The organism is Rhizobacter sp. P2_D12 (genome assembly GCF_056404395.1).
Genome location: NZ_JBFUEB010000105.1, coordinates 1 through 21,692 on the forward strand (window position 1 = coordinate 1; position 21,692 = coordinate 21,692).

Annotated in this window: 19 protein-coding genes; 11 read left to right on the forward strand and 8 right to left on the reverse strand. The window is 69.2% G+C overall.

All coding sequences use genetic code 11. From position 1 onward, the window contains the following. The coding region (locus AC1DYN_RS26015; protein ID WP_477964504.1) for a cobalamin-dependent protein at window positions 1-1,439 on the reverse strand (1,439 nt) is incomplete at its 3' end. Between the two features lie 22 nt (window positions 1,440-1,461). Then, entirely contained in the window at window positions 1,462-2,277 is an 816-nt protein-coding gene (locus tag AC1DYN_RS26020) for a PPK2 family polyphosphate kinase (protein ID WP_477964538.1), read from the reverse strand. 114 nt (window positions 2,278-2,391) lie between these two features. Between AC1DYN_RS26020 and AC1DYN_RS26025 the strand changes: the two genes are divergently transcribed. After that, window positions 2,392-3,120, forward strand: coding sequence for a hypothetical protein (locus tag AC1DYN_RS26025; protein WP_477964506.1), 729 nt, complete (start codon window positions 2,392-2,394; stop codon window positions 3,118-3,120). 78 nt (window positions 3,121-3,198) lie between these two features. Then, window positions 3,199-3,975, forward strand: coding sequence for a type III pantothenate kinase (locus AC1DYN_RS26030; protein ID WP_477964508.1), 777 nt, complete (start codon window positions 3,199-3,201; stop codon window positions 3,973-3,975). On the opposite strand, the gene AC1DYN_RS26035 is transcribed toward AC1DYN_RS26030, so the two are convergent. Beyond that, a complete protein-coding gene (locus tag AC1DYN_RS26035) occupies window positions 3,976-4,995 on the reverse strand; it encodes a zinc-dependent alcohol dehydrogenase family protein (RefSeq protein ID WP_477964510.1) in 1,020 nt (339 codons plus the stop codon). A gap of 102 nt (window positions 4,996-5,097) precedes the next feature. Here AC1DYN_RS26035 and AC1DYN_RS26040 point away from each other — a divergent pair, with 102 nt between their 5' ends. Further along, window positions 5,098-6,018, forward strand: coding sequence for an AraC family transcriptional regulator (locus AC1DYN_RS26040; protein WP_477964512.1), 921 nt, complete (start codon window positions 5,098-5,100; stop codon window positions 6,016-6,018). Here AC1DYN_RS26040 and hslU read toward each other — a convergent pair. The 5 genes from hslU to AC1DYN_RS26065 form a co-directional block, all read right to left on the reverse strand. Then, window positions 6,006-7,358 carry an ATP-dependent protease ATPase subunit HslU gene (gene hslU, locus AC1DYN_RS26045; RefSeq protein ID WP_477964514.1) on the reverse strand — a complete coding sequence of 451 codons (1,353 nt, stop codon included), beginning with the start codon at window positions 7,356-7,358 and terminating at the stop codon, window positions 6,006-6,008. The genes AC1DYN_RS26040 and hslU overlap by 13 nt on opposite strands. Beyond that, window positions 7,355-7,903, reverse strand: a complete 549-nt coding sequence (gene hslV / locus AC1DYN_RS26050; protein ID WP_477964516.1) for an ATP-dependent protease subunit HslV — start codon at window positions 7,901-7,903, stop codon at window positions 7,355-7,357. Before hslV ends, hslU begins: the two co-directional genes overlap by 4 nt. Before the next feature lie 271 nt (window positions 7,904-8,174). Continuing rightward, window positions 8,175-9,890 carry a hypothetical protein gene (locus tag AC1DYN_RS26055; protein ID WP_477964518.1) on the reverse strand — a complete coding sequence of 572 codons (1,716 nt, stop codon included), beginning with the start codon at window positions 9,888-9,890 and terminating at the stop codon, window positions 8,175-8,177. 30 nt (window positions 9,891-9,920) lie between these two features. Continuing rightward, a complete protein-coding gene (gene dksA, locus AC1DYN_RS26060) occupies window positions 9,921-10,799 on the reverse strand; it encodes an RNA polymerase-binding protein DksA (protein WP_477964520.1) in 879 nt (292 codons plus the stop codon). Window positions 10,800-10,913: 114 nt separating this feature from the next. Beyond that, the gene (locus AC1DYN_RS26065; protein WP_477964522.1) at window positions 10,914-11,963 is read right to left on the reverse strand and encodes a CobW family GTP-binding protein; all 1,050 of its coding nucleotides are present in this window, start codon (window positions 11,961-11,963) and stop codon (window positions 10,914-10,916) included. A gap of 135 nt (window positions 11,964-12,098) precedes the next feature. Here AC1DYN_RS26065 and AC1DYN_RS26070 point away from each other — a divergent pair, with 135 nt between their 5' ends. The 8 genes from AC1DYN_RS26070 (at window position 12,099) to AC1DYN_RS26105 (ending at window position 21,611) form a co-directional block, all read left to right on the forward strand. After that, on the forward strand, window positions 12,099-12,992 hold the full coding sequence (locus AC1DYN_RS26070; protein WP_477964524.1) for a CorC family transporter: 894 nt from the start codon (window positions 12,099-12,101) through the stop codon (window positions 12,990-12,992). Beyond that, window positions 12,985-14,568 (forward strand): apolipoprotein N-acyltransferase, encoded by a 1,584-nt coding sequence (gene lnt / locus AC1DYN_RS26075; RefSeq protein WP_477964526.1) that lies wholly within the window; start codon window positions 12,985-12,987, stop codon window positions 14,566-14,568. The genes AC1DYN_RS26070 and lnt overlap by 8 nt, the downstream gene beginning before the upstream one ends. Window positions 14,569-14,689: 121 nt before the next feature. Then, window positions 14,690-15,610, forward strand: a complete 921-nt coding sequence (gene glyQ, locus AC1DYN_RS26080; RefSeq protein WP_477964528.1) for a glycine--tRNA ligase subunit alpha — start codon at window positions 14,690-14,692, stop codon at window positions 15,608-15,610. A gap of 3 nt (window positions 15,611-15,613) precedes the next feature. After that, entirely contained in the window at window positions 15,614-17,737 is a 2,124-nt protein-coding gene (gene glyS, locus AC1DYN_RS26085; protein WP_477964530.1) for a glycine--tRNA ligase subunit beta, read from the forward strand. Between the two features lie 9 nt (window positions 17,738-17,746). Further along, window positions 17,747-18,355, forward strand: a complete 609-nt coding sequence (gene gmhB, locus AC1DYN_RS26090; protein ID WP_477964531.1) for a D-glycero-beta-D-manno-heptose 1,7-bisphosphate 7-phosphatase — start codon at window positions 17,747-17,749, stop codon at window positions 18,353-18,355. Continuing rightward, entirely contained in the window at window positions 18,355-19,098 is a 744-nt protein-coding gene (locus AC1DYN_RS26095; protein WP_477964532.1) for a lysophospholipid acyltransferase family protein, read from the forward strand. The genes gmhB and AC1DYN_RS26095 overlap by 1 nt, the downstream gene beginning before the upstream one ends. Before the next feature lie 21 nt (window positions 19,099-19,119). Next, complete coding sequence (locus AC1DYN_RS26100; RefSeq protein ID WP_477964534.1) at window positions 19,120-20,046, forward strand: M48 family metallopeptidase; 927 nt, start codon at window positions 19,120-19,122, stop codon at window positions 20,044-20,046. A 143-nt stretch (window positions 20,047-20,189) separates the two neighbouring features. Further along, window positions 20,190-21,611 (forward strand): sensor histidine kinase, encoded by a 1,422-nt coding sequence (locus tag AC1DYN_RS26105; RefSeq protein WP_477964536.1) that lies wholly within the window; start codon window positions 20,190-20,192, stop codon window positions 21,609-21,611. Window positions 21,612-21,692 lie beyond the last annotated feature (81 nt).

The following is a 21,692-nucleotide window of genomic DNA, read 5'->3' on the forward strand; positions in this document are numbered from 1 at the left end:
GCGCCGCGCAGCTGCTGCACCTCGCGCGCCAGCCGCGCCTGCGCCCGCGCGCGCTGCTTGTAGCCGCGCACCGTGTCGCTGATCTCGGCCAGGTAGCGCACGCGCGCGCCCGGCACGATGGGCACCTGGTGCGTGCTGTGGCGCGTCGCGGCCGGCGGCAGCCGGCCTTCGCGCACCGGCAGGCCCAGCTCGGCCAGCCGCGGCAGCAGCGCCTGGTACAGCGCGGTCACGCCGTCGTCGTTGAAGCGGCTGGCCATGGTGCCGAACACCGGCATCTCGTCGGGCTTCGCGCCCCAGGCCTCGCGGTTGCGCTGCACCTGCTTGGCGACGTCGCGCAGCGCATCGGCCGCGCCCTTGCGGTCGAACTTGTTGATCGCGACGAACTCGGCGAAATCCAGCATGTCGATCTTCTCGAGCTGGCTGGCGGCGCCGAACTCCGGCGTCATCACGTACATCGGCACGTCGACCAGCGGCACGATGGCCGCGTCGCCCTGGCCGATGCCCGAGGTCTCGACGATCACCAGGTCGAAGCCGGCGGCGCGGCACGCAGCCAGCACGTCGGGCAGGGCCTGGCTGATCTCGCTGCCGAAGTCGCGCGTGGCCAGGCTTCGCATGAACACCCGGTGCCCCGCACCCCAGGGCGCGATCGCGTTCATCCGGATGCGGTCGCCCAGCAGCGCGCCGCCGCTCTTGCGGCGCGACGGGTCGATGCTGATCACCGCGACGTGCAGCGCATCGCCCTGGTCCAGCCGCAGCCGGCGGATCAGCTCGTCGGTCAGCGAGCTCTTGCCGGCGCCGCCGGTGCCGGTGATGCCGAGCACCGGGGTCGCGTTGCGCTTCGCGACGGCATGCAGCTCGGCCTTCAGCGCCTCGGGCACGGCGCCGTTCTCGAGCGCGGTGATCAGCTGCGCCAGCGCGCGCCGCTGCGTGTCGCCGCGGCCCTGGATGGCGGCCAGCGCGGTGGGCGCATGCGGCGACAGGTCGACGTCGCAGCGCATCACCATCTCGCCGATCATCCCCTGCAGGCCCATGCGCTGGCCGTCTTCGGGGCTGTAGATGCGGCTCACGCCGTAGCGCTGCAGCTCGGCGATCTCGGCCGGCACGATCACGCCGCCGCCGCCGCCGAACACCTGGATGTGCGCGCCGCCGCGCTCGCGCAGCAGGTCGACCATGTACTTGAAGTACTCGACGTGGCCGCCCTGGTAGCTGCTGATCGCGATGCCCTGCACGTCCTCCTGCAGCGCCGCGGTGACCACCTCGTCGACCGAGCGGTTGTGSCCCAGGTGGATCACCTCGGCGCCCATGCCCTGCAGGATGCGCCGCATGATGTTGATCGCSGCATCGTGSCCGTCGAACAGSCWGGCGGCGGTGACGAAGCGCACCTTGTGCGCGGGCCGGTAGGCGGCCAGCGCCTTGAACTCGGCGGAGAGATCGGTCATCGGGTGTCTCCGAAGGCGAGGATCAGACGACGCGCAGCTTGGCCAGGTCGGCGCCGGCCGGCGGGTAGCGCAGCGCAAGGCCCTGCAGCGTGCGCTTGAGCAGCGTCGCGATCATCAGGTTGCGGTGCGTCTTCGAATCGGCCGGCACCACCGTCCACGGCGCCCACGGCGTGCCGGTGGCCGAGATCGCGTCCGCATAGGCCTGCTGGTAGTCCTTCCACTGCTTGCGCGCGGTCAGGTCGCCGGCCTGGAATTTCCAGTTCTTCGTCGGGTCGTCGATGCGTTCCTGCAGCCGTTCGCGCTGCTCGTCCTTCGAGATGTGCAGCATGAACTTCAGCAGCACCGTTCCGGTCTCGACCAGCATGCGCTCGAAGTCGTTGATGTGGGCGTAGCGCTGCTGCGTCTGCTCGGGCGTGATCCAGCCGTTGACCACCGGCACCAGCACATCCTCGTAGTGGCTGCGGTTGAACACCATCACCTCGCCGTTGCCCGGCACCCGCTGGTGGATGCGCCACAGGTAGTCGTGGTCGCGTTCCGGCTCGTTCGGCGCCTTCCAGCTGACGGTGTGCACGCCCAGCGCGCTCATCTGCCCGAACACGCCGCGCAGCGTGCCGTCCTTGCCGCTCGCATCGGTGCCCTGCAGCACCACCAGCAGCTTGTAGCGGCGGTCGGCGTAGAACAGGTTCTGCAATTCGTCGAGTTCCAGCGCCAGGGCCTCGACGGCGGCCTTGTCCGCCACCTTGTCGCCCGAGGAACAGGGCTTCGCGTCGGGTGCGATGCGGGCCAGGTCGAAGGCGCGCTTCTTGCTGCCCGCGCCCGCATACTGGAAATCCGCCAAATCCGGTGTCTTGCTCGCCACGTGGACTCCGATCGTTGCAATTGACGTATACGTCAATCGCGAGTGTATCGCCGATACTTCGCGGCGGGCGGCCGCACCTCGGTGCGGGGAATCATGGTCTACCCTGGCTGGATTCCGGCGGCACAATCGCGCCGTGCAAGAGAGGTGGCGCCAGAGGGGGCGCCAAGGCAGAACATCAGGAGTCGTTCCGTGCCGAGCATCCATATCCCTGTCAAGACGCCCGAAGGCGTCGACGAGTTGGGCAGTCGACAACGCAAACTGGGACAGCGGCATCGCACGGTCTTGCTGCTGGTGGATGGCCGGCGGCGCGAAAGCCAGGTCCGCCAGCTGGCCGCCCAGGCCGGCGTGCCCGACCAATGCTTCGACGAACTGATGGCCATGGGCCTGATCATGTTCACGCAAGGCACCGGTTCGGTGCCGGCGAATTCGGGCATGGCACCATTGGACGTCGACCTGCCGCTGGACACCATCTCCGGCCCGCTGCCGCCCTCGCTGAGCCTGCAACCTGAGTCGGTGCTCACCGACTCGATGGTCGGCGACCTGCCGATGTCCGATCTTGCGCCGCTGGACGAAGCCGACGCTGCGCTCGACGAAGCGCGCGGCATCCTGATGCGCGCCGTCAAGGCCGAGGCGCCGGTGGCCGGTTCGCTGACACTGATGCGCCTGAAGCGGGCCCGCTCGCGCGAGGACATCGAGGGCCTGCTCGACGAGGTCGAGGCCCGCATCACCAAGCCGTTCAAGGGCATCTGGGCGGCGCAGACGATTTCGCGCGTGAAGGACCTGCTCCGCAGCGTCAATTCGCCGTCCACGTCCTCCGCCTGATCGCGAAGCGCCCGGGACTTACCCGGGTTTGGCGCACCGCGCCCTGCCAAGCGGGCCGCAGGCGTTACCCTTCGCGCCATGACGTTTCTGGCCATCGACATTGGTAACACGCGGCTCAAGTGGGCGCACTATGCGAGCCCGCAACCGGGGGCCGCATTGCTGGCGCACGGGGCCGTCTTCCTCGAGACCATCGACCGCCTGGCCGACACCGAGTGGAAAGACCTGCCGCCGCCCAGCAGCATGCTCGGCTGCGTGGTGGCCGGAGACGGCATCAAGCGCCAGGTCGAGGAGCAGCTCGAGCAGATGGCCGACTGGCAGATCGAGCCGCGCTGGGTCGTGTCCACCGCGCATGCCGCCGGCGTCACCAACGGCTACGACCACCCGACCCGCCTCGGCACCGACCGCTGGGTCGCGCTGATCGGCGCGTGGCAGCACGTGCGCGCGGCCGGGGCGCCGCGGCCGGCGCTGGTGGTGATGGTCGGCACCGCGGTCACGGTCGACGCGCTCGACGAGACCGGCCGCTTCATCGGCGGCATGATCCTGCCCGGCTTCGGGCTGATGCTGCGCGCGCTGGAGATGGGCACCGCGGGGCTGAAGGCGCCGACCGGCGAGGTCGTCGATTTCCCGACCAACACCAGCGACGCCTTGATGAGCGGCGGCGCCCATGCGATGGCCGGCGCGATCGAGCGCACCGTGCTGAAGCTGCGCGAGCGCACCGGCCAGCCGCCGGCGCTGTTCATGACCGGCGGTGCCGCGGTCAAGCTCGGCCCGATCGTGCAGCTGCCGTTCCAGATGGTCGACTCGCTGATCTTCGACGGCCTGCTGGAGCTGCAGTCGCACCGGCTGGCGCTGTGATCAGCCGGCGCCGACGCGGATGACCACCTTGCCGAGGTGATCGGCGTCGGCCAGGTGGCGGTAGGCCGCCTCGGCCTGCTCGAAGTCGAACACGCGGTCGATCACCGGCCGGATGCGGTGGGCCGCGGCGGTGCGGTTCATTGCCTCGAAGTCGTCGCGGCTGCCGACCGCGATGCGGCGCAGCGTCAGCAGCCGGCCGCTGAAGGCCCGCGGGTCGAGGCGGCTGTCCTCGGCGCCGAACACGCCCATCAGGCCGATGTCGGCATCCCAGCCGGCACAGCGCAGTGACTTTTCCAGCGTCGCCGGCCCGACGGCCTCGACGATGTGATCGGCGCCGCGGCCTTCGGTCAGGCGCAGCACCTCGCGGTCCCAGTCGGCCACCTCGCGGTAGTTGACGACGTGGTCCGCACCGAGCGATCGCAAGCGGGCTGCCTTGCCTTCGCCCGACGTGGTCGCGATCACGCGCGCGCCCAGCGCCTTCGCGAACTGGATCGCGAACACCGCGATGCTGCCCGCGCCCAGCGTCAGCACCGTGCTGCCGGGCGCGACGGGCTTGCCGCCGGTCAGGCCGGTCCACGCGGTCAGCCCGGCGCAGGGCAGGGTGGCGGCTTCGTCGAAGCCCAGGTGCGCGGGCACCGCGATCACCGCCTGCTCGTCGACGACCACCTGCTCGGCCAGCCAGCCCGGCAGGCTGCATCCGGTCTGCTGCATCGCCTGCGCGAAACCGAGCCGTCCGCCGTGCCAGCGCGGGAAGTAGGTGCTGCTGACACGGTCGCCGACGGCGAAGCGCGTCACCGCGGCGCCGATGGCCGCCACCTCGCCGGCGCCATCGCTGACCGGCACCGTGCCGGCCGTCAGCGGCACCGGGTAGGTGCCGGCGCGGATCATCAGGTCGCGCCGGTTCAGCGACACCGCGTGCACGCGCACCTGCACGTCGTGCGGGCCGAGCGGGGGCAGGGACTCGTCGCGCCACTGCAGCGGCGCGGAAGGCGTGAGGGCATCGAGGTGCAGGCTGCGCATGGTCGTCTCCAGGTGATTCGATGCATCCATTCTGGAAGCACAAGCCTGGACAATGAATGCCTGCTACGCTCGATCTCTTGTCCCATCGTCCAAGGATTTGAGATGGATCCGCTCGACGACGTGTTTGCCGCGATGCGCGTGCGCAGTGCGCTGTACGCCCGGCTGGAGCTGACGGCACCCTGGGGCCTGAGCTTCGCGGCCGGCCGCATGGCCCGCTTCGGCCTGGTGGTGCGCGGCAGCTGCCTGCTGCGCATCGACGGCGCGCAGCAGCCGGTCGCGTTGGCGGCCGGCGATTGCTACGTGATGGTGCGGGGCTCGCACTACGTGCTGAGCGATGCGCCCGGCTCGGCCACCGTGCGGTGCAGCGAGTCGGTGCGCGACCACATCGGCGGCGTCGTCACGCTGGGTGGGGGCGGCATGCCGGCCAGCGTGATCACCGGCTGGTTCGAGTTCGACGCGCTGGGCGCGAAGCCGCTGGTCGAGCTGATCCCGCCGCTGCTGCTGGCGCGCATGGATGAAGACCGCAGCCAGCTGCTGCAGGCGACGCTGCAGCTGCTGGCGATGGAGACCGGCACGCCCGGCCTGGGCTCCGGCATCGTGATCAGCCGGCTGGCCGACGTGCTGTTCGTGCACGCGATCCGCTCGCATGCGCAATCGACGGCGGGCGCGGATGCCAGCTGGTTGACCGCGCTGGCCGACCCGCGCATCGGCAGCGCACTGCGCGGCATGCACCGCGACCTGGCGCGGCCGTGGACGGTCGAGGCACTGGCCGAGGCGGCCGGCCTGTCACGCTCGGCGTTCGCGTTGCGCTTCAAGCAGCGCGTGGGCGAAGCGCCGCTCGAGTACCTGACGCGCTGGCGCATGTTCCGCGCCGGCTGCCTGCTGCGCCAGGGCGATGCGCCGATGGCGCAGATCGCGGCGCAGGTCGGCTACGACTCGGAGCCGGCCTTCAACAAGGCCTTCAAGCGCGTGAACGGCCAGCCGCCGGGCGCGTGGCGTCGGGCGCCCGCTCAGAGGATGTAGCGCGACAGGTCTTCGTTCTTCGCCAGCTCGCCCAGCTTGGCATCGACCTCGGCGCCGCCGATCGACACCGTCTGCCCTGCCAGCTTCGGCGCGTCGAAGCTGACCTCGTCGAGCAGCCGCTCCATCACCGTCGACAGCCGCCGCGCGCCGATGTTCTCGGTGCGCTCGTTGACGTCGTAGGCGATCTGCGCGAGCCGGCGGATGCCGTCGGGCTTGAGTTCCAGCGTGACGCCCTCGGTCGCGAGCAGGGCCTGGTACTGCTTGACCAGGCTCGCATGCGTCTGCGTCAGGATGGCCTCGAAGTCGTCGACGCTGAGCGAGCCCAGTTCGACGCGGATCGGGAAGCGCCCCTGCAGTTCCGGGATCAGGTCGCTCGGCTTGCTGAGGTGGAAGGCGCCCGACGCGATGAACAGGATGTGGTCGGTCTTGACCATGCCGTACTTGGTGTTGACGGTGGTGCCCTCGACCAGCGGCAGCAGGTCGCGCTGCACGCCCTGGCGCGACACGTCGGCGCCGCTCGACTCGCTGCGCGACGCGACCTTGTCGATCTCGTCGAGGAAGACGATGCCGTTCTGCTCGGTGTTGTGCAGCGCCTGCGCCTTGATCTCGTCCTCGTTGACCAGCTTGGCGGCCTCTTCGTCGACCAGCAGCTTCAGCGCCTCGGCGATCTTCAGCTTGCGCACCTTGCGCTTGGCGCTGCCGAGGTTGGCGAACATACCCTTGAGCTGCTCGGCCATCTCGTCCATGCCGGGCGGGCCGATGATGTCCAGCGTCGGCTTGGTGTCGGCGACCTCGATCTCGATCTCCTTGTCGTCGAGCAGGCCCTCGCGCAGGCGCTTGCGCATCACCTGGCGCGCGGTGTTGTCGGCCGGCGCGGCGGACGGGGTGGGCGGCGCGAGGCCGAAGTCGCTGCTGGCGGAGCGCGGCGGCGGCACCAGGATGTCGAGCACGCGGTCTTCGGCGGCATCCTCGGCGCGCACGCGCTGGCGCTTGATCTGCGTCTCGCGTTCCTGCTTGACGGCGGTGTCGACCAGGTCGCGGATGATGGTGTCGACGTCCTTGCCGACGTAGCCGACCTCGGTGAACTTGGTGGCCTCGACCTTGATGAACGGCGCGTCGGCGAGCTTGGCCAGGCGGCGCGCGATCTCGGTCTTGCCGACGCCGGTCGGGCCGATCATCAGGATGTTCTTCGGCGTGATCTCGCTGCGCAGCGATGCATCGACCTGCTGGCGGCGCCAGCGGTTGCGCAGCGCGATCGCGACGGCGCGCTTGGCGCCGGCCTGGCCGACGATGTGGCGGTCGAGCTCGGAGACGATCTCCTGCGGGGTCATGGAACTCATCGGGTGCTTTCGCCCAGCACCTCGATGGTGTGGTTCTGGTTGGTGTAGATGCACAGGTCGCCGGCGATCTCGAGCGAGCGCTTGACGATCTCCTGCGGCGGCATCTGCGTGTGTTCGAGCAGCGCGATGGCGGCGGCTTGTGCGTACGAGCCGCCGGAGCCGATCGCGACGATGCCTTTCTCGGGCTCGAGCACGTCGCCGTTGCCGGTGATGATCAGCGAGGCTTCCTTGTCGGCCACGGCCAGCATGGCCTCGAGCCGGCGCAGCACGCGGTCGGTGCGCCAGTCCTTGGTCAGCTCGATCGCGGCGCGCACCAGGTGGCCCTGGTGCTTCTCGAGCTTGGCCTCGAAGCGTTCGAAGAGGGTGAAGGCGTCGGCGGTGGCACCGGCGAAGCCGGCGAGCACCTGGTCGCGGTAGAGCTTGCGCACCTTGCGGGCGGTGGCCTTGACGACGACGTTGCCGAGCGTGACCTGGCCATCGCCGCCCAGCGCGACCAGGTTGCCGCGCCGCACGCTCAGGATGGTGGTGCCGTGGTATTGATCCATAAGGGTCTCAGATTCGGGCGAAGCTGCGAGCTTCAAGCGAATGATTGTGACTGGATCGTGTGGCTGGCCCGCGCCTTTGCTGAACCAGCGGCTCTGTGCGTGCATCCCGGATGGGCATCCGGGCTACGAGAATTGGCAGCCCGGATGCCCATCCGGGACCGAGCAGGCGCAGCGAGCGACCGATCAAGCAACGCGCCGGGGAACTGGCTTTGCCAAGCCCCTGGCGTGGCGCCCCTTGGGGGCAGGAGCGAAGCGACTGGGGGGCCCCGTGTCAGACCACGCGAACCTTGACCTTGGCGTGCTCGTTGATGCCCATGGCACCGAAGAACAGCGCGACCAGGCGGTGCGATTCAGAGAAGGTCACCGCGCGGTTCTCGCCGCGGCGCGCCAGCACCCAGTTCAGCAGGTCGCCGGCGGCGATGAAGTCGACGCGGATCAGCCGCGCGCACGACACGTTGACGACCGCCGACGTGCCCAACTCGTCGTTCATCTTGGTCAGCGTGGGACCGATGTCGCCCACCAGCTGGCCCGACAGCTCGACGCTCGCCACCTGCACGCCCGGCTCGTCGGGCATCTGCGATTCGAGGAAGCTGGTCGACACGTCGCTCACCACCGACATCGGCGGAGACTGCGTGCTCATGTTCGAGCCGCTGATGCGCACCTGGCACTTCGCGCTCTCCCATGACGGCGGCGACACCTCGTAGGTGACGCAGTAATCGATGGCCGCCTCGTCGAACTGGTCGGCCCGGTTGGCCATGCGCAACGCATCGAGGCGCAACTGCCAGAACACCGGGTCGGCATCGCGCACGCCGGTGGGCGCCGCATCCTGCAGCACCTGCATCAGGCGGTCGCCGCCGAGCCAGCGCATGTCCAGCGATTCGTTGATCCAGCCGCGGAACAGCTCGCTCATGCGCGCGCAGGCCTCGGCATCGATGCTTTGCAGCGCGCTCCAGTCGAACACCCACGGCAGCGGCATCTGCAGCGATTGCGAGCGCAGCCGCGCCACCGCATCGGCATCGACCACGCCCGGGCACACCCAGCCCACCTGGCCGTCGATGCGCGAACTGGGCTGGCGCTCTTCGCTGGCGGCCTCGGCCACCATCTTGGGCATCGAGAACCACTGCGGTGCCGACCAGCCGAACTGCTGGGCGTAGTCGATCGCGAGGCTCTCGAACTTGTGGTGCTGGCCGATCGCGCGGTACAGGTCGAACAGCGCAAGCCAGGTCTCGGCATGCTGCGCACGCGGGCCGCCGGGGCCGGTCAGCGCGGCCAGCGACGATTCGCAGCTCTCGAAATCGGCATTCGCGAACGCGATCACCGCTTCGTCGAGGTCGGGGTCGTGCGCGACTTCGCTCACTTCCACCGCATACGGGTTGCCCAGGTCGCCACCGGCGACGTCCAGGTTCAGCGGCGACAGCGGCGACAGGCCGGCACCCATCACCACCGTGGCCGGCGCGCCGACGGGCGGGCGCGGCGGCGTGGTGGCGCCATTGCCGCCATGGCCGGCGCGGCCGGATTCGGGGCGCACGCGGCTCTGGTCGGGCTCGGTCGCGGCATAGCCGATGGCGGCCGGCTGCGTCGGGGCCTCGTAGAAGGAAGGGGGGCGGCGCGACGGCGAGGCCAGGCCGTCGCCGACCATCTGCTGCTCGATCTCGTCGATCTTGGCCTTCACGCCGACGTCGGGCTTGGCGCCGCTGTCCTGCATGCGGGCTTCGGAGTCGTCCAGCCGGGAGGAGCCGCCCAGCGCCGCCAGCTGCTCGCTGGTCAGGCCTTCGCGACGCACCTTGCGCAGCATGTCGAATTCGCGCTTGCGGACGAAATCGTTGCGCCGCTTGCGCTCGATCATCGCCTTCAGCTCGGACTTGGCGTACTCGCTCTCGCGCGCTTCTTCCGTGGGCGTACCGAGTTGCGCCCAGTCGGTGGCCGGGTTGGCCACGAACTTGACAACCTTTCGGAAGAAGCTGGTGTTGTCTTTCTGATCCGACATGTCGGGGGAAAAGGTGCGCGGTCGGAAGTGTCAGTCGCCAAACATCTTCTGCTTGAGCTCGCGCCGTTGCTGGGCCTCGAGGGACAGTGTAGCGGTCGGCCGGGCGATCAGGCGTCCCAAACCGATGGGTTCGCCAGTTTCGTCGCAGAAACCATAGTCACCGGCCTCGATGCGGGCCAGGGATTGTGAGATTTTCTTCAGAAGCTTGCGCTCACGGTCACGGGTGCGCAGCTCCAGTGCGTGCTCTTCCTCGATGGTCGCGCGATCGGCCGGATCGGGGACGATGGACGTGTCTTCGCGCAGATGCTCGGTGGTTTCGCCGGCGTTGCTGAGCAGGTCGTCCTTCAGCTGCTGCAGGCGGGCACGGAAGAACGCCAGCTGCTTGTCGTTCATGTACTCGCTGTCGGGCATGGCCTGCAGCTCGTCGTCGGTCAGCGCCTCGCCGGGCTTGCTCTTCCAGGCATTGGCGAGCTTGGGGTCCGATTTGTGTTCGGGCTTGGAAATGTCGGTCACGAGGGAATTCATCTGTCGGGTAGGAGGCCTGGGCGGCGCGAAGCGGTCTGCAAAACGGGACGTGGCCGGCGGGATCGGGGCCGGGGAGGATGCCGCTGCCGATGCCCGGGCGGCGGCGGAAAGCTTGGGCGGCGGGGGCGGCTTGACCGCGGCGACCTTGGGCGCCGGGGCGTCGGCGGCCACCGCCTTGGCCATCGGCTTGGCCGGGGCCGGGGCCGGCTTGGCGGCCGGCTTCGGCGCGGCGACCTTCGCGGCAGGCGCCTTCTCAGCCGCTTTCGGGGCTGCCTTGGCGGCCGGCGCCTTCGCGGCGGGCTTGGCCGCCGCCTTGGCAGCCGGTGCCGGCTTCTTGGCCGCTGGCTTGGAAGGTGTTGCTCGCTGGGCCGGGGCTTTAGTCACTGGGATCTCCTCGCAACGGCGGTTATACCCGCTCTGTGGGGCAACTATTCACCCCGCAGCCAAACTTGGGCGCCGCGGATTGTAGCCACGTTGTTTTCAGATCGAAGCAAAGAATCACACCAGACATTGCTCCAGTCCCTGCAGGAAGATTTCGCGCGGCAGGTCCAGCCCGATGAACACCATCTTGCTGGTCTTCTTCTCGCCCTTGGCCCAGGCCGGGCCCAGGTCGCTGCCCATCAGCTGGTGCACACCCTGGAAGATCACCTTCTTGTCGCTGCCCTTCATGTTCAGCACGCCCTTGTAGCGCAGCATCTTCGGGCCGTAGACCTGCACGATCGCCCCCAGGAAGTCCTCCAGCTTGGCCGGGTTGAAGGCGCGGTCGGAGCGGAAGACGAAGGATTTCACGTCGTCGTCATGCACGTGGTGGTGCGGGTGGTCGCAGTGCTCGCCGTGCTCGTGGTCATGATCGTGGTCGTGATCATGGTGGTGATGGTGGTCGTGCTCGTCGGTCTTCAGGAAATCGGGGTCGATGTCGAGCTTGGCGTTCAGGTTGAAGCCGCGCAGGTCGAACACCTCGGCCAGCGGCACCTCGCCGAAATGCACCTTGCGTTGCGGCGCGCGCGGGTTCATGTGCTTGATGCGGTGGATCAGCGCGTCCACCGCCGGGGCGTCGACCAGGTCGGTCTTGCTGATGAAGATCTGGTCGGCAAAGCCGATCTGGCGGCGCGCCTCCTGGCGGGTGTCGAGCTGGCTTTCGGCGTGCTTGGCGTCCACCAGCGTCAGGATCGAGTCCAGCAGGTAGCTTTCGGCGATCTCGTCGTCCATGAAGAAGGTCTGGGCCACCGGGCCCGGGTCGGCCAGGCCGGTGGTCTCGATCACGACGCGGTCGAAGCTCAGTTCGCCCTTGCGGCGCTTCTCGGCCAGGTCGTTCAGCGTGGTGCGCAGGTCTTCGCGGATGGTGCAGCAGACGCAGCCGTTGTTCAGCTGGATGATCTGCTCCTGGGTGTCCTGCACCAGGATCTCGTTGTCGATGTTCTCGTCGCCGAACTCGTTCTCGATGACGGCGATCTTCTGGCCGTGGGCTTCGGTCAGCACCCGCTTGAGCAGCGTGGTCTTGCCCGACCCGAGGAAGCCGGTGAGGATGGTGGCGGGGATGAGGCTCATGGGAATCGGTCCTTGACGAGGAAGCGGGCCAGATGGGGCCGCAAAACTTTTGTTCAAGGTATCAGATGTGTCAAGTCATCGTGACTCCCTGCTTCGAGTAAGCTTTTGCCCCTGCACACTCTTCGCCGCGGCGCGATGTCTGACCCCCACCCTGGTCGCTCCCTCAAAGGCGCCGACAAAACCCCTGCCCACACGGACAAGCGCGGCCTCTTCGAGCGGCTGATGGAGTTCGTGTCGCCCGGCCCCGATTCGACCGACGAGCTGATCTCGACGCTGGCCGACGCCGAAAACCGCGAGCTGATCGCCCCCGAGTCGCGCATGATGCTCGAAGGCGTGATCCGCATGGCCGACCTGACGGCCGGCGACGCGATGGTGGCGGCCCCCCGCATGGACCTGCTGGACATCGAGGCCCCCTACGACGAACTGCTGGCCCAGGTGATCGGCACCGGCCATTCCCGCTTTCCGGTCTTCGAGGGCCAGCGCGACAACATCGTCGGCACGCTGATGGCGAAAGACCTGCTGAAGCTGCAGCGCGCCCCCGAGCTGAACCTGCGCACGCTGCTGCGCCCGGCGGTTTTCGTGCCCGAATCCAAGGGCCTGAACGAGCTGCTGCGCGATTTCCGCTCCAACCGCAACCACCTGGCGATCGTGATCGACGAGTTCGGCAACACCGCCGGGCTGATCACCATCGAGGACGTGCTCGAAGAGATCGTCGGCGAGATCGAGGACGAATTCGACGACAAGGACGGCGAATCCGGCATCTACACGCTGGCCGACGGCAGCCACCGCGTGGCCGGCGACACCACCATCGAGGCTGTCAACGAGGCCTTCGGCACCAGCCTGCCGCTGGACGATTTCGACACCATCGGCGGCCTGGTCGCCCAGGAGATGGGCCGGGTGCCGCGGCGCGGCGAGGCAGTGCCGGTGGGCAGCCTGGTGTTCACGGTGATGCTGACGCGCGGTGGCGCGGTGCGCTGGTTCAAGGTGACCCGGCAGCCCGAGGCGGCGGTCGGGGACGATGGTGCGTGAGGCGGTGAGCGAGGGCGCGTCGCGCCGGCGGACGGCCGCCACGCACCGGGGTACCGGCGCGTCCGAGAAGATGTTCCTCGGGCTGGACGTGCTGCTGGTGCTGGTGCTGGGCACCGTGCACAGCCTGCCGGCCACCTACACGCATGCCTGGATGCTGCAGCTGGCCGGCGTGGCCGGGCTGGCCTGGCGCGTCAGCCGGGCGTCCCCCCGGCGGGCGGCGCTGCTGGGCTGGCTGTTCGCGACCGCCTGGATCGCCGCCGGCACCTGGTGGCTGTACATCAGCATGCACCGCTACGGCGGCCTGCCGGCCTGGATGGCGGGGGCGGCGGTGCTGGCGCTGTCGGGCTTCCTGGCGCTGTATTTCGCGCTCGCGATGGCGCTGTTCGCCCGGCTGCGCCGCCACAACTTCATCGTCGACACGCTGGTGTTCGCGGGCTGCTGGCTGCTGGCCGAGCTGGCGCGCGGCGTGTTGCTGACCGGCTTTCCGTGGGCGGCGTCCGGCTACGCGCACATCGACAGCCCGCTCGCGATGCTGGCGCCCTGGGTCGGCGTCTACGGCATCGGCTGGGCGACGGCGGCGCTGGGGGCGATCGCGGTGCTCGGTTTCCGTGCCGGCACCGGGCCGGGCGGGCTGGGGGCGGTCGTCGCCATCGCGGCAGTGGTCGGCATGGCGCTGGCAAAGCCGGTCGGGTTCACGCGCGGCAACGGCAGCCTGGCGCTGACGCTGCTGCAATCGAACGTCGCGCAGGACGAGAAATTCGCCGAGGCCAAGCTGCCGCAGGCGCTCACCTGGGCGGCCAGTTCGCTGCAGGCGGCGCGCGGCGACCTGGTGCTGGCGCCCGAGACCATCGTGCCGCTGCTGCCCGACCAGCTGCCCGAGGGCTACTGGGACGCGCTGGCGGCCGGTTTCCGGCGCGGCGACCGGGCGGCGTTGATCGGCGTGCCGCTGGGCAGCTTCGAGGCCGGCTACACCAATTCGGCGGTCGGGCTGTCGCGCGACACCGCGAAGTGGCCGGGCGGCTTCTACCGCTACGACAAGCACCACCTGGTGCCGTTCGGCGAGTTCATCCCGACCGGTTTCCACTGGTTCACCGAGATGATGAACATCCCGCTGGGCGACTTCAACCGCGGGCCGGTGGGGGCGCCGTCGTTCGAGGTCAAGGGCCAGCGCATCGCGCCGAACATCTGCTACGAGGACTTGTTCGGCGAAGAGCTGGCGGCGCATTTCCGCGATCCGGAGCATGCGCCGACGCTGTTCGCCAACCTCAGCAACATCGGCTGGTTCGGCGACAGCATCGCGCTGGCCCAGCACCTCAACATCTCGCGCATGCGGGCCATCGAGTTCCAACGCCCGATGCTGCGCGCCACCAACACCGGCATGACGGTGGTGATCGACCACACCGGGCGCGTGACGCACCAGCTGCCGCCGCTGACGATGGCGGTGCTCGAGGCCCAGGTCGAGGGCCGCCAGGGGCTGACGCCCTACGCCAGCTGGGCGTCGCGCTGGTGGCTGTGGCCTCTGCTGGTCTTTGCGGGCGTGTCGCTTCTGATCGTCGTCCCCCTGCGTCGCTCGTAGCCCGGATGCCAATCCGGGTCGGTTGTGCCGACGCGATCCCGGATTGGCATCCGGGCTGCGGACGGGGTACCCCGCCTAGAATCGCCAGTTTCGCGCTCATTTTTCCCACCTTCAAGTCACCATGCTGACCTTCCAGCAAATCATCCTGCGCCTGCAAGACTACTGGGACCGCCGGGGCTGCGCGCTGCTGCAGCCCTATGACATGGAGGTCGGGGCCGGCACCAGCCACACCGCGACCTTCCTGCGCGCGCTGGGCCCCGAGCCCTGGAAGGCGGCCTACGTGCAGCCGAGCCGCCGCCCGAAGGACGGCCGCTACGGCCAGAACCCGAACCGCCTGCAGCACTACTACCAGTACCAGGTGGTGCTGAAGCCGGCGCCGGCCAACATCCTCGAGCTGTACCTCGGCTCGCTCGAGGCGCTGGGCTTCGACCTGAAGGCCAACGACGTGCGCTTCGTCGAGGACGACTGGGAGAACCCGACGCTCGGCTGCTGGGGCCTGGGCTGGGAGGTCTGGCTGAACGGCATGGAAGTGACCCAGTTCACCTATTTCCAGCAGGTTGGCGGCATCGATTGCAAGCCGATCACCGGCGAGATCACCTACGGCCTGGAGCGCCTGGCGATGTACCTGCAGGGGGTGGACAACGTCTACAACCTGCAATGGACCGACACGCTGAGCTATGGCGACGTCTACCTGCAGAACGAGATCGAGCAGAGCACCTACAACTTCGAGCACAGCGACGTCGACTTCCTGCTGCTGGCCTTCGCGGCGCACGAGAAGCAGGCCACCTACCTGATGGCGCAGCAGCTGGCGCTGCCGGCCTACGAGCAGGTGCTGAAGGCCGGCCACACCTTCAACCTGCTGGACGCGCGCGGCGCGATCAGCGTCACCGAGCGCGCGGCCTACATCGGCCGCATCCGCAACCTGGCCAAGAGCGTCGCGAAGAGCTACCTCGACAGCCGCGCGCGGCTGGGATTCCCGATGGCGCCCAAGGCCTGGGCCGACGAGGTCATCGAGCAACTGAACAAGAAGAAGGCGGCCTGAGCGATGAGCACGCACAACCTGCTGGTCGAGCTGTTCGTCGAGGAACTGCCACCGAAAGACCTGAAGCGCTTCGGCGAAGCCTTCGCCACCACGCTGTTCGCCGGCCTGAAGTCGCGCGGCCTGGCCACCGACCATTCGGCGACCACGCCGTTCGCGACGCCGCGCCGGCTGGCGGTGCACGTCAGCGCGGTGCGCGCGCAGGCCGATGACCGGGCCGTGTCGCTGAAGCTGATGCCCGTCAGCGTGGGGCTCACGTCCGACGGCCAGGCCACGCCTGCGCTGCTGAAGAAGCTGGCGAGCGTCGGGGCCGATGCCTCGGTGCTGCCGCAGCTCAAGCGCCAGCCCGATGGCAAGGCCGAGGCCTTGTTCTACGACAGCCTCGTCAAGGGCGCGACGCTGGCCGAAGGCCTGCAGCAGGCGCTGGACGAGGCGCTGGTCGGCCTGCCGATCCGCAAGGTCATGCAGTACCAGCTGGCCGACGGCTGGAGCAGCGTCAACTTCGTGCGCCCGGCGCACGGGCTGGTCGCGCTGCACGGCGCCGACGTGGTGCCGCTGCAGGTGCTGGGCCTGCAGTCGGGCCGCCAGACGCAGGGCCATCGCTTCGAGGCGGCGGTCGAGCCGGTGGTGCTGCAGGATGCCGACCACTACGCGCGCCAGCTCGAAGAGCAGGGCGCGGTGATCGCGAGCTTCGAGGCGCGCCATGCCGACATCGTGCGCCAGCTGCAGCATGCGGCGGCGCAGCAGGGATTGGTACCGATCGACGACGCGGCGCTGCTGGACGAGGTGACGGCGCTGGTCGAGCGCCCGAACGTGCTGCTGTGCCAGTTCGAGCCCGAGTTCCTCGCGGTGCCGCAGGAATGCCTGATCCTGACGATGAAGGCCAACCAGAAGTACTTCCCGCTGCTCGATGCGGAAGGCAGGCTGACCAACAGGTTCCTGGTCGTCAGCAACATCCGCCCGGCCGATGCGAGCCGCGTGGTCGGCGGCAACGAGCGCGTGGTGCGGCCACGGCTGGCCGATGCGAAGTTCTTCTTCGACCAGGACCGCAAGAAGAAGCTGGAAGATCGGGTGCCGGGGCTGGACAAGGTGGTCTACCACGGCAAGCTGGGAACGCTGGGCGAGCGGGTGAAGCGGGTGCAGGCGATTGCGGCCGGCATTGCGAATGCGATCGCGCCGTATGAAGGCGTCGAGAAGCGCGAGGCGTTGGTGCGCGATGTGAAGCGCGCCGCGCTGCTGGCGAAAGCCGATTTGCTGACCGACATGGTCGGCGAGTTCCCCGAACTGCAAGGCATCATGGGCGGCTATTACGCGCGCCACGACGGCGAGGCCGCCGAGGTGGCGCTCGCGATCGAGGATCACTACAAGCCGCGCTTCGCCGGCGACGCGTTGCCGCGCGGCCAGGTCGGTGAAGTCGTCGCACTGGCCGACAAGCTGGAGACGCTGGTCGGCCTGTTCGGCATCGGCCAGTTGCCCACCGGCGACAAGGACCCGTTCGCGCTGCGCCGCCATGCGCTGGGCGTGATCCGGCTGCTGATGGAGCGCCAGCTTGCGGTCCCGCTCGACAAGCTGTTGCGCGACGCGGCCCAGGCCTTCGGCGACAGGATCACCGATGCCAGCGTGCCGCTGAGCGACTTCATCTATGAACGCCTGGCCGGCGTGCTGCGAGAGCAGGGCGCGACGGCGCAGCAGGTGGACGCCGTACTGTCATTGCGGCCGCAGCAACTGGACGACATCGGCAAGAAGCTCGCTGCCGTGCGCAGCTTTGCCGATCTGCCGGAGTCGGCCTCGCTGGCAGCAGCCAACAAGCGCGTCGTCAACATCCTGAAGAAGGCTGAAGAGCCGACCGTGGCGCAGGTCGACCCGACCCTGCTGTCGGATCCTTCCGAAAAGGATCTGCACGACGCGCTGGTGCGCATCGGCCGCGAAGCCAGGCAAGCCTTCGATCGGCGCGACTTCACTGCCTCGCTCCAGCAACTCGCTGCGCTGAAGGCGCCTGTCGACAGCTTCTTCGACAAGGTGATGGTCAATGCGGAAGATCCGAAGGTGCGGGCGAATCGCCTCGGCTTGCTGGCGATCCTGCGTGACGAGATGAACCGCGTCGCCGACCTCTCCAAGCTCGCCACCTAGGGCCCGCGCATGAACCTCATCATCCTCGACCGCGACGGCACCATCAACGAAGACCGCGACGACTTCGTCAAGACGGTCGACGAGTGGGTGCCGCTGCCGGGGGCGCTGGAGGCGATTGCGCGGCTCAACCATGCCGGCTGGCAGACGGTGATCGCCACCAACCAGTCGGGCCTGGGCCGCGGGCTGTTCGACATGGCGACGCTGAACCTGATGCACGCCAAGATGAACGTGCAGCTCGCGCGTGTCGGCGGGCGCATCGGCGCGGTGTTCTTCTGCCCGCACACGCCGGAAGACCAGTGCGATTGCCGCAAGCCGCTGCCCGGGCTGTACCTGCAGATCGGCGAACGCTTCGGCGTCGACATGCCGGCGGTGCCGGTGGTCGGCGATTCGCTGCGCGACCTCGAGGCGGCGCTGGCGGCGGGCTGTCCACCGCACCTGGTGCGTACCGGCAAGAGCGCGAACCTGGGCGAGGCCGAGCTGGCGCTGCTGCACCAGCGGGTGCCGGGCCTGCAGGTGCACGACGACCTGGCGGCGTTCGCCGAATTCATGATCCAGCAGGAGCGCACGCTGCGCGGCGCCTCCGGCAAGACAGACTCCGGTTTCGGAAGGCTCGATTGATGTCGAAATTCATTGCGGCGCTGCGTTCGGCGCTGTTCGTGCTGTGGATGGCCGTCACGGTGATCCCGTGGGCCGTGTTCTCGCTGGTGGCATCGATCTTCATCCGCGGCACGCCGCTGTTCTGGTTCACCACCTTCTGGCTGCGCATCGCGATCACCGGGTGCCGCTTCATCTGCGGCGTGCGCTACCGGGTGCAGGGCATGGAGAACCTGCCCGACGGGCGCGCCATCCTGCTGCCCAAGCACCAGTCGACCTGGGAGACCTTCGCGTTCCCGACGCTGATGCCGCGCCCGCTGTGCTACGTGTTCAAGCGCGAGCTGCTGTACATCCCTTTCTTCGGCTGGGCGATGGCGCGGCTCGACATGGTGCACATCGACCGCAGCAAGCGCGCCGAGGCCTGGTCGCGCGTGGCCGAGCAGGGCCTGCGCTTCATGGCCCAGGGCAACTGGGTGATCATGTTCCCCGAAGGCACACGCACGCCGCGCGGCGGGCAGGGCACCTACAAGGCGGGCGGCACGCGGTTGTCGGTCAACACCGGCGCGCCGGTGGTGCCGATCGCGGTGAGCTCGGCGCGCTGCTGGCCGCGCAAGTCGTTCCTGATCACACCGGGGCTGGTCACGGTGTCGATCGGCAAGCCGATCTCGCCGGAAGGCCGCGAACCCGACGAGATGATGCGCGAGGTCGAGACCTGGATCGAGGCCGAGATGCGGCGCATCGACCCCGAGGCGTACGCCGCTGCGTAGCTCACCCTACAATCGCGGCCCATGACTCGACGCGCGCCGGGCCCCGACGAATCGCAGCTTTCGCTGTTCGATGAGCCGCCGCCGGCGGACACGCCGTCGACGCCGCTGACGGCCGCGCCGCCGCTCACGCCCGCCTCCACCGCGTCGCCCGCGCGGCCCGCCGCGCTGGCCTCGCCCCACGCCGAACCGCCCGCTTTCCGCCACCCGCAAGCCCAGCGCGAGATCCGCCTGAACGAGCACCTGGTCGGCTACGCGCTGCGGCGCGCGCGCCGCAAGAGCATCGGCTTCGTCGTCGGCACCGAGGGTCTGAGCGTGGCCGCGCCCAAGTGGGTGGGCCAGCAGGACATCGATGCGGCGCTGCGCGAGAAGGCCGGCTGGATCCTGCGCAAGCTGGGCGAGCAGCAGCAGCGCGCGCAGCGGCTGCAGGCGGCCAAGGTCGACTGGCGCGACGGCACCGGCATCCCCTTCCTCGGCGAGACGGTGATCGTCGTGCTCGATTCGCGTGCGACCGGCGCGATCCTGAACACCGACGCATCCGCGCTGCCCGGCGTGCCGCGGCTGACGCTGCACGTGGGGCTGCCGCAGACCGCCACGCCCGAGCAGATCCGCGATGCGGTGCAGAGCTGGCTGCAGCGCCAGGCGCGGCGCATCTTCGAAGAACGCTGCCGGCATTTCGCGGCGCAGCTGAACGTGCGCTACACGCGGCTGAGCCTGTCGTCGGCGCAGACGCGCTGGGGCAGCGCCAGCGCCGACGGCGCGATCCGGCTGAACTGGCGGCTGATCCACTTCGCGATGCCGAGCATCGACTACGTGGTGGCGCACGAGCTGGCGCATCTGCGCGAGATGAACCACAGCCCGCGGTTCTGGGACGTGGTGCGCTCCGTCATGCCGGATTTCGAGCAGGTGCGAGGCACGTTGAAGGATGACGTCCTTCCTGTTTTCGACTGACGGAATGACGACCCCTCGACCGGTGGGTACACCGGTCGATCCCCCGGGGGGATGCGGGCCGGCCTGGGGCGGCCCGGCGCTCGGCCCGCTCCCGCATTCGTAGCCCGGATGCCAATCCGGGATCGTCGGACAATCCCCCGCTGATGTTCAGCCTCAACCGCTATTCCTTTCGCCAACTGCTGCTGGTCGCCTTCCTGCTGATCGCCGCGCTGCTCAGCGGCGCCTCGCTGCGCGGCCTGTTCCAGCTCGAAGGCCTGCTGCGCCAGAGCAGCGAGGGCGCGCGCCAGGCCGTCGCCCACACCGCCGACGCCCAGGTGCTGGCCGAGCGCACCGTCGCGATGGAGCGCGCGGCGCGCCAGTACCTGGTGCTGGACGACCCGGTGCTGCGCCAGCGCTTCGAGGAAGCCGCGCGCGACGCCACCGCCGCGCTGGCTCGCCTGGCCGACAACCGCATCCCGTCCAACCTGGCCGCCGACTGGCGCGCCACCGAGTCCGACATCGAGGCCCAGCTGCGCGGCCCCGAAGCCGCGATCCGGCTGCGCGAGGTCACCGTCACCACCGCGTTCCGCGAACTCGAATCGATCAATGCCGCCATCGCCGAACAGGTGCGCCTGGCCACCGAGGCGCGCAACCAGGTGCTGATGAACGAACTCGAGACCGGCCGTGCCGAGCTGGGCCGGCAGATCCTCGTCGCCATCGTCATCTCGATCGTGCTGGCGCTCGGCTTCGGCCTGTGGCTCGCGCGCCCGCTGAAGCGCCTGGAGCGCGCCGTCGTGAGCCTGGGCGAGAACCGCCTCGACCAGCCGATCGACATCCGCGGCCCGACCGACGTGCGCCTGCTCGGGCGCCGCCTCGAATGGCTGCGCCTGCGCCTGGCCGAGCTCGATTCCGACAAGTCGCGCTTCCTGCGCCACGTCTCGCACGAGCTGAAGACGCCGCTGGCCGCGCTGCGCGAAGGCGTCTCGTTGCTGGAGGATGGCGTCGCCGGCGAACTCAACGAGAACCAGCGCGAAGTCGCGCGCATCCTGCGCCAGAACACCCACGTGCTGCAGGGCCAGATCGAGGACCTGCTGCGCTTCAACGCCGCGGCCTTCGAGGCGCGCCAGCTGGTGCGCCGCAAGACCGAGCTGGTCGCCCTGATCCAGGACCTGGTCGCCCAGCAGCGGCTGCAATGGCAGGCACGCCAGCTGGCGGTGGTGGTCGACGGCGAGCCGCTGACCGCCGAGGTCGACGCCGACAAGCTGGGCGCGGCGCTCGGTAACCTTTTGTCCAACGCCATACGCTTCAGCCCGACGGGCGCTACCATCCGTTTTTCCGTGACCCGCGTGCCGGGCCGCGCGTGCATCGACATCGTCGACCAGGGCCTGGGTGTCGCGGCTGCCGACAGGGCGCGCGTGTTCGAGCCCTTCTACCGGGGCGAGCGACAGCCGGGCGACGCCGCGCGCGGCAGCGGCATCGGGCTGTCCATCGTGCACGAGTACGTCACGGCCCACGGGGGCCAGGTCGAGCTGATGGACGACGGCCCCGGCGCCCACTTTCACATCGAATTGCCCCATGCGCGTTAGTGCCCGTGTCCGTACCGCCCTCCGTTGCGTTGCCGCCTGCCTCGGCCTGGTGTCGCTGGCCGCCTGCGTGACGCAGCCGGT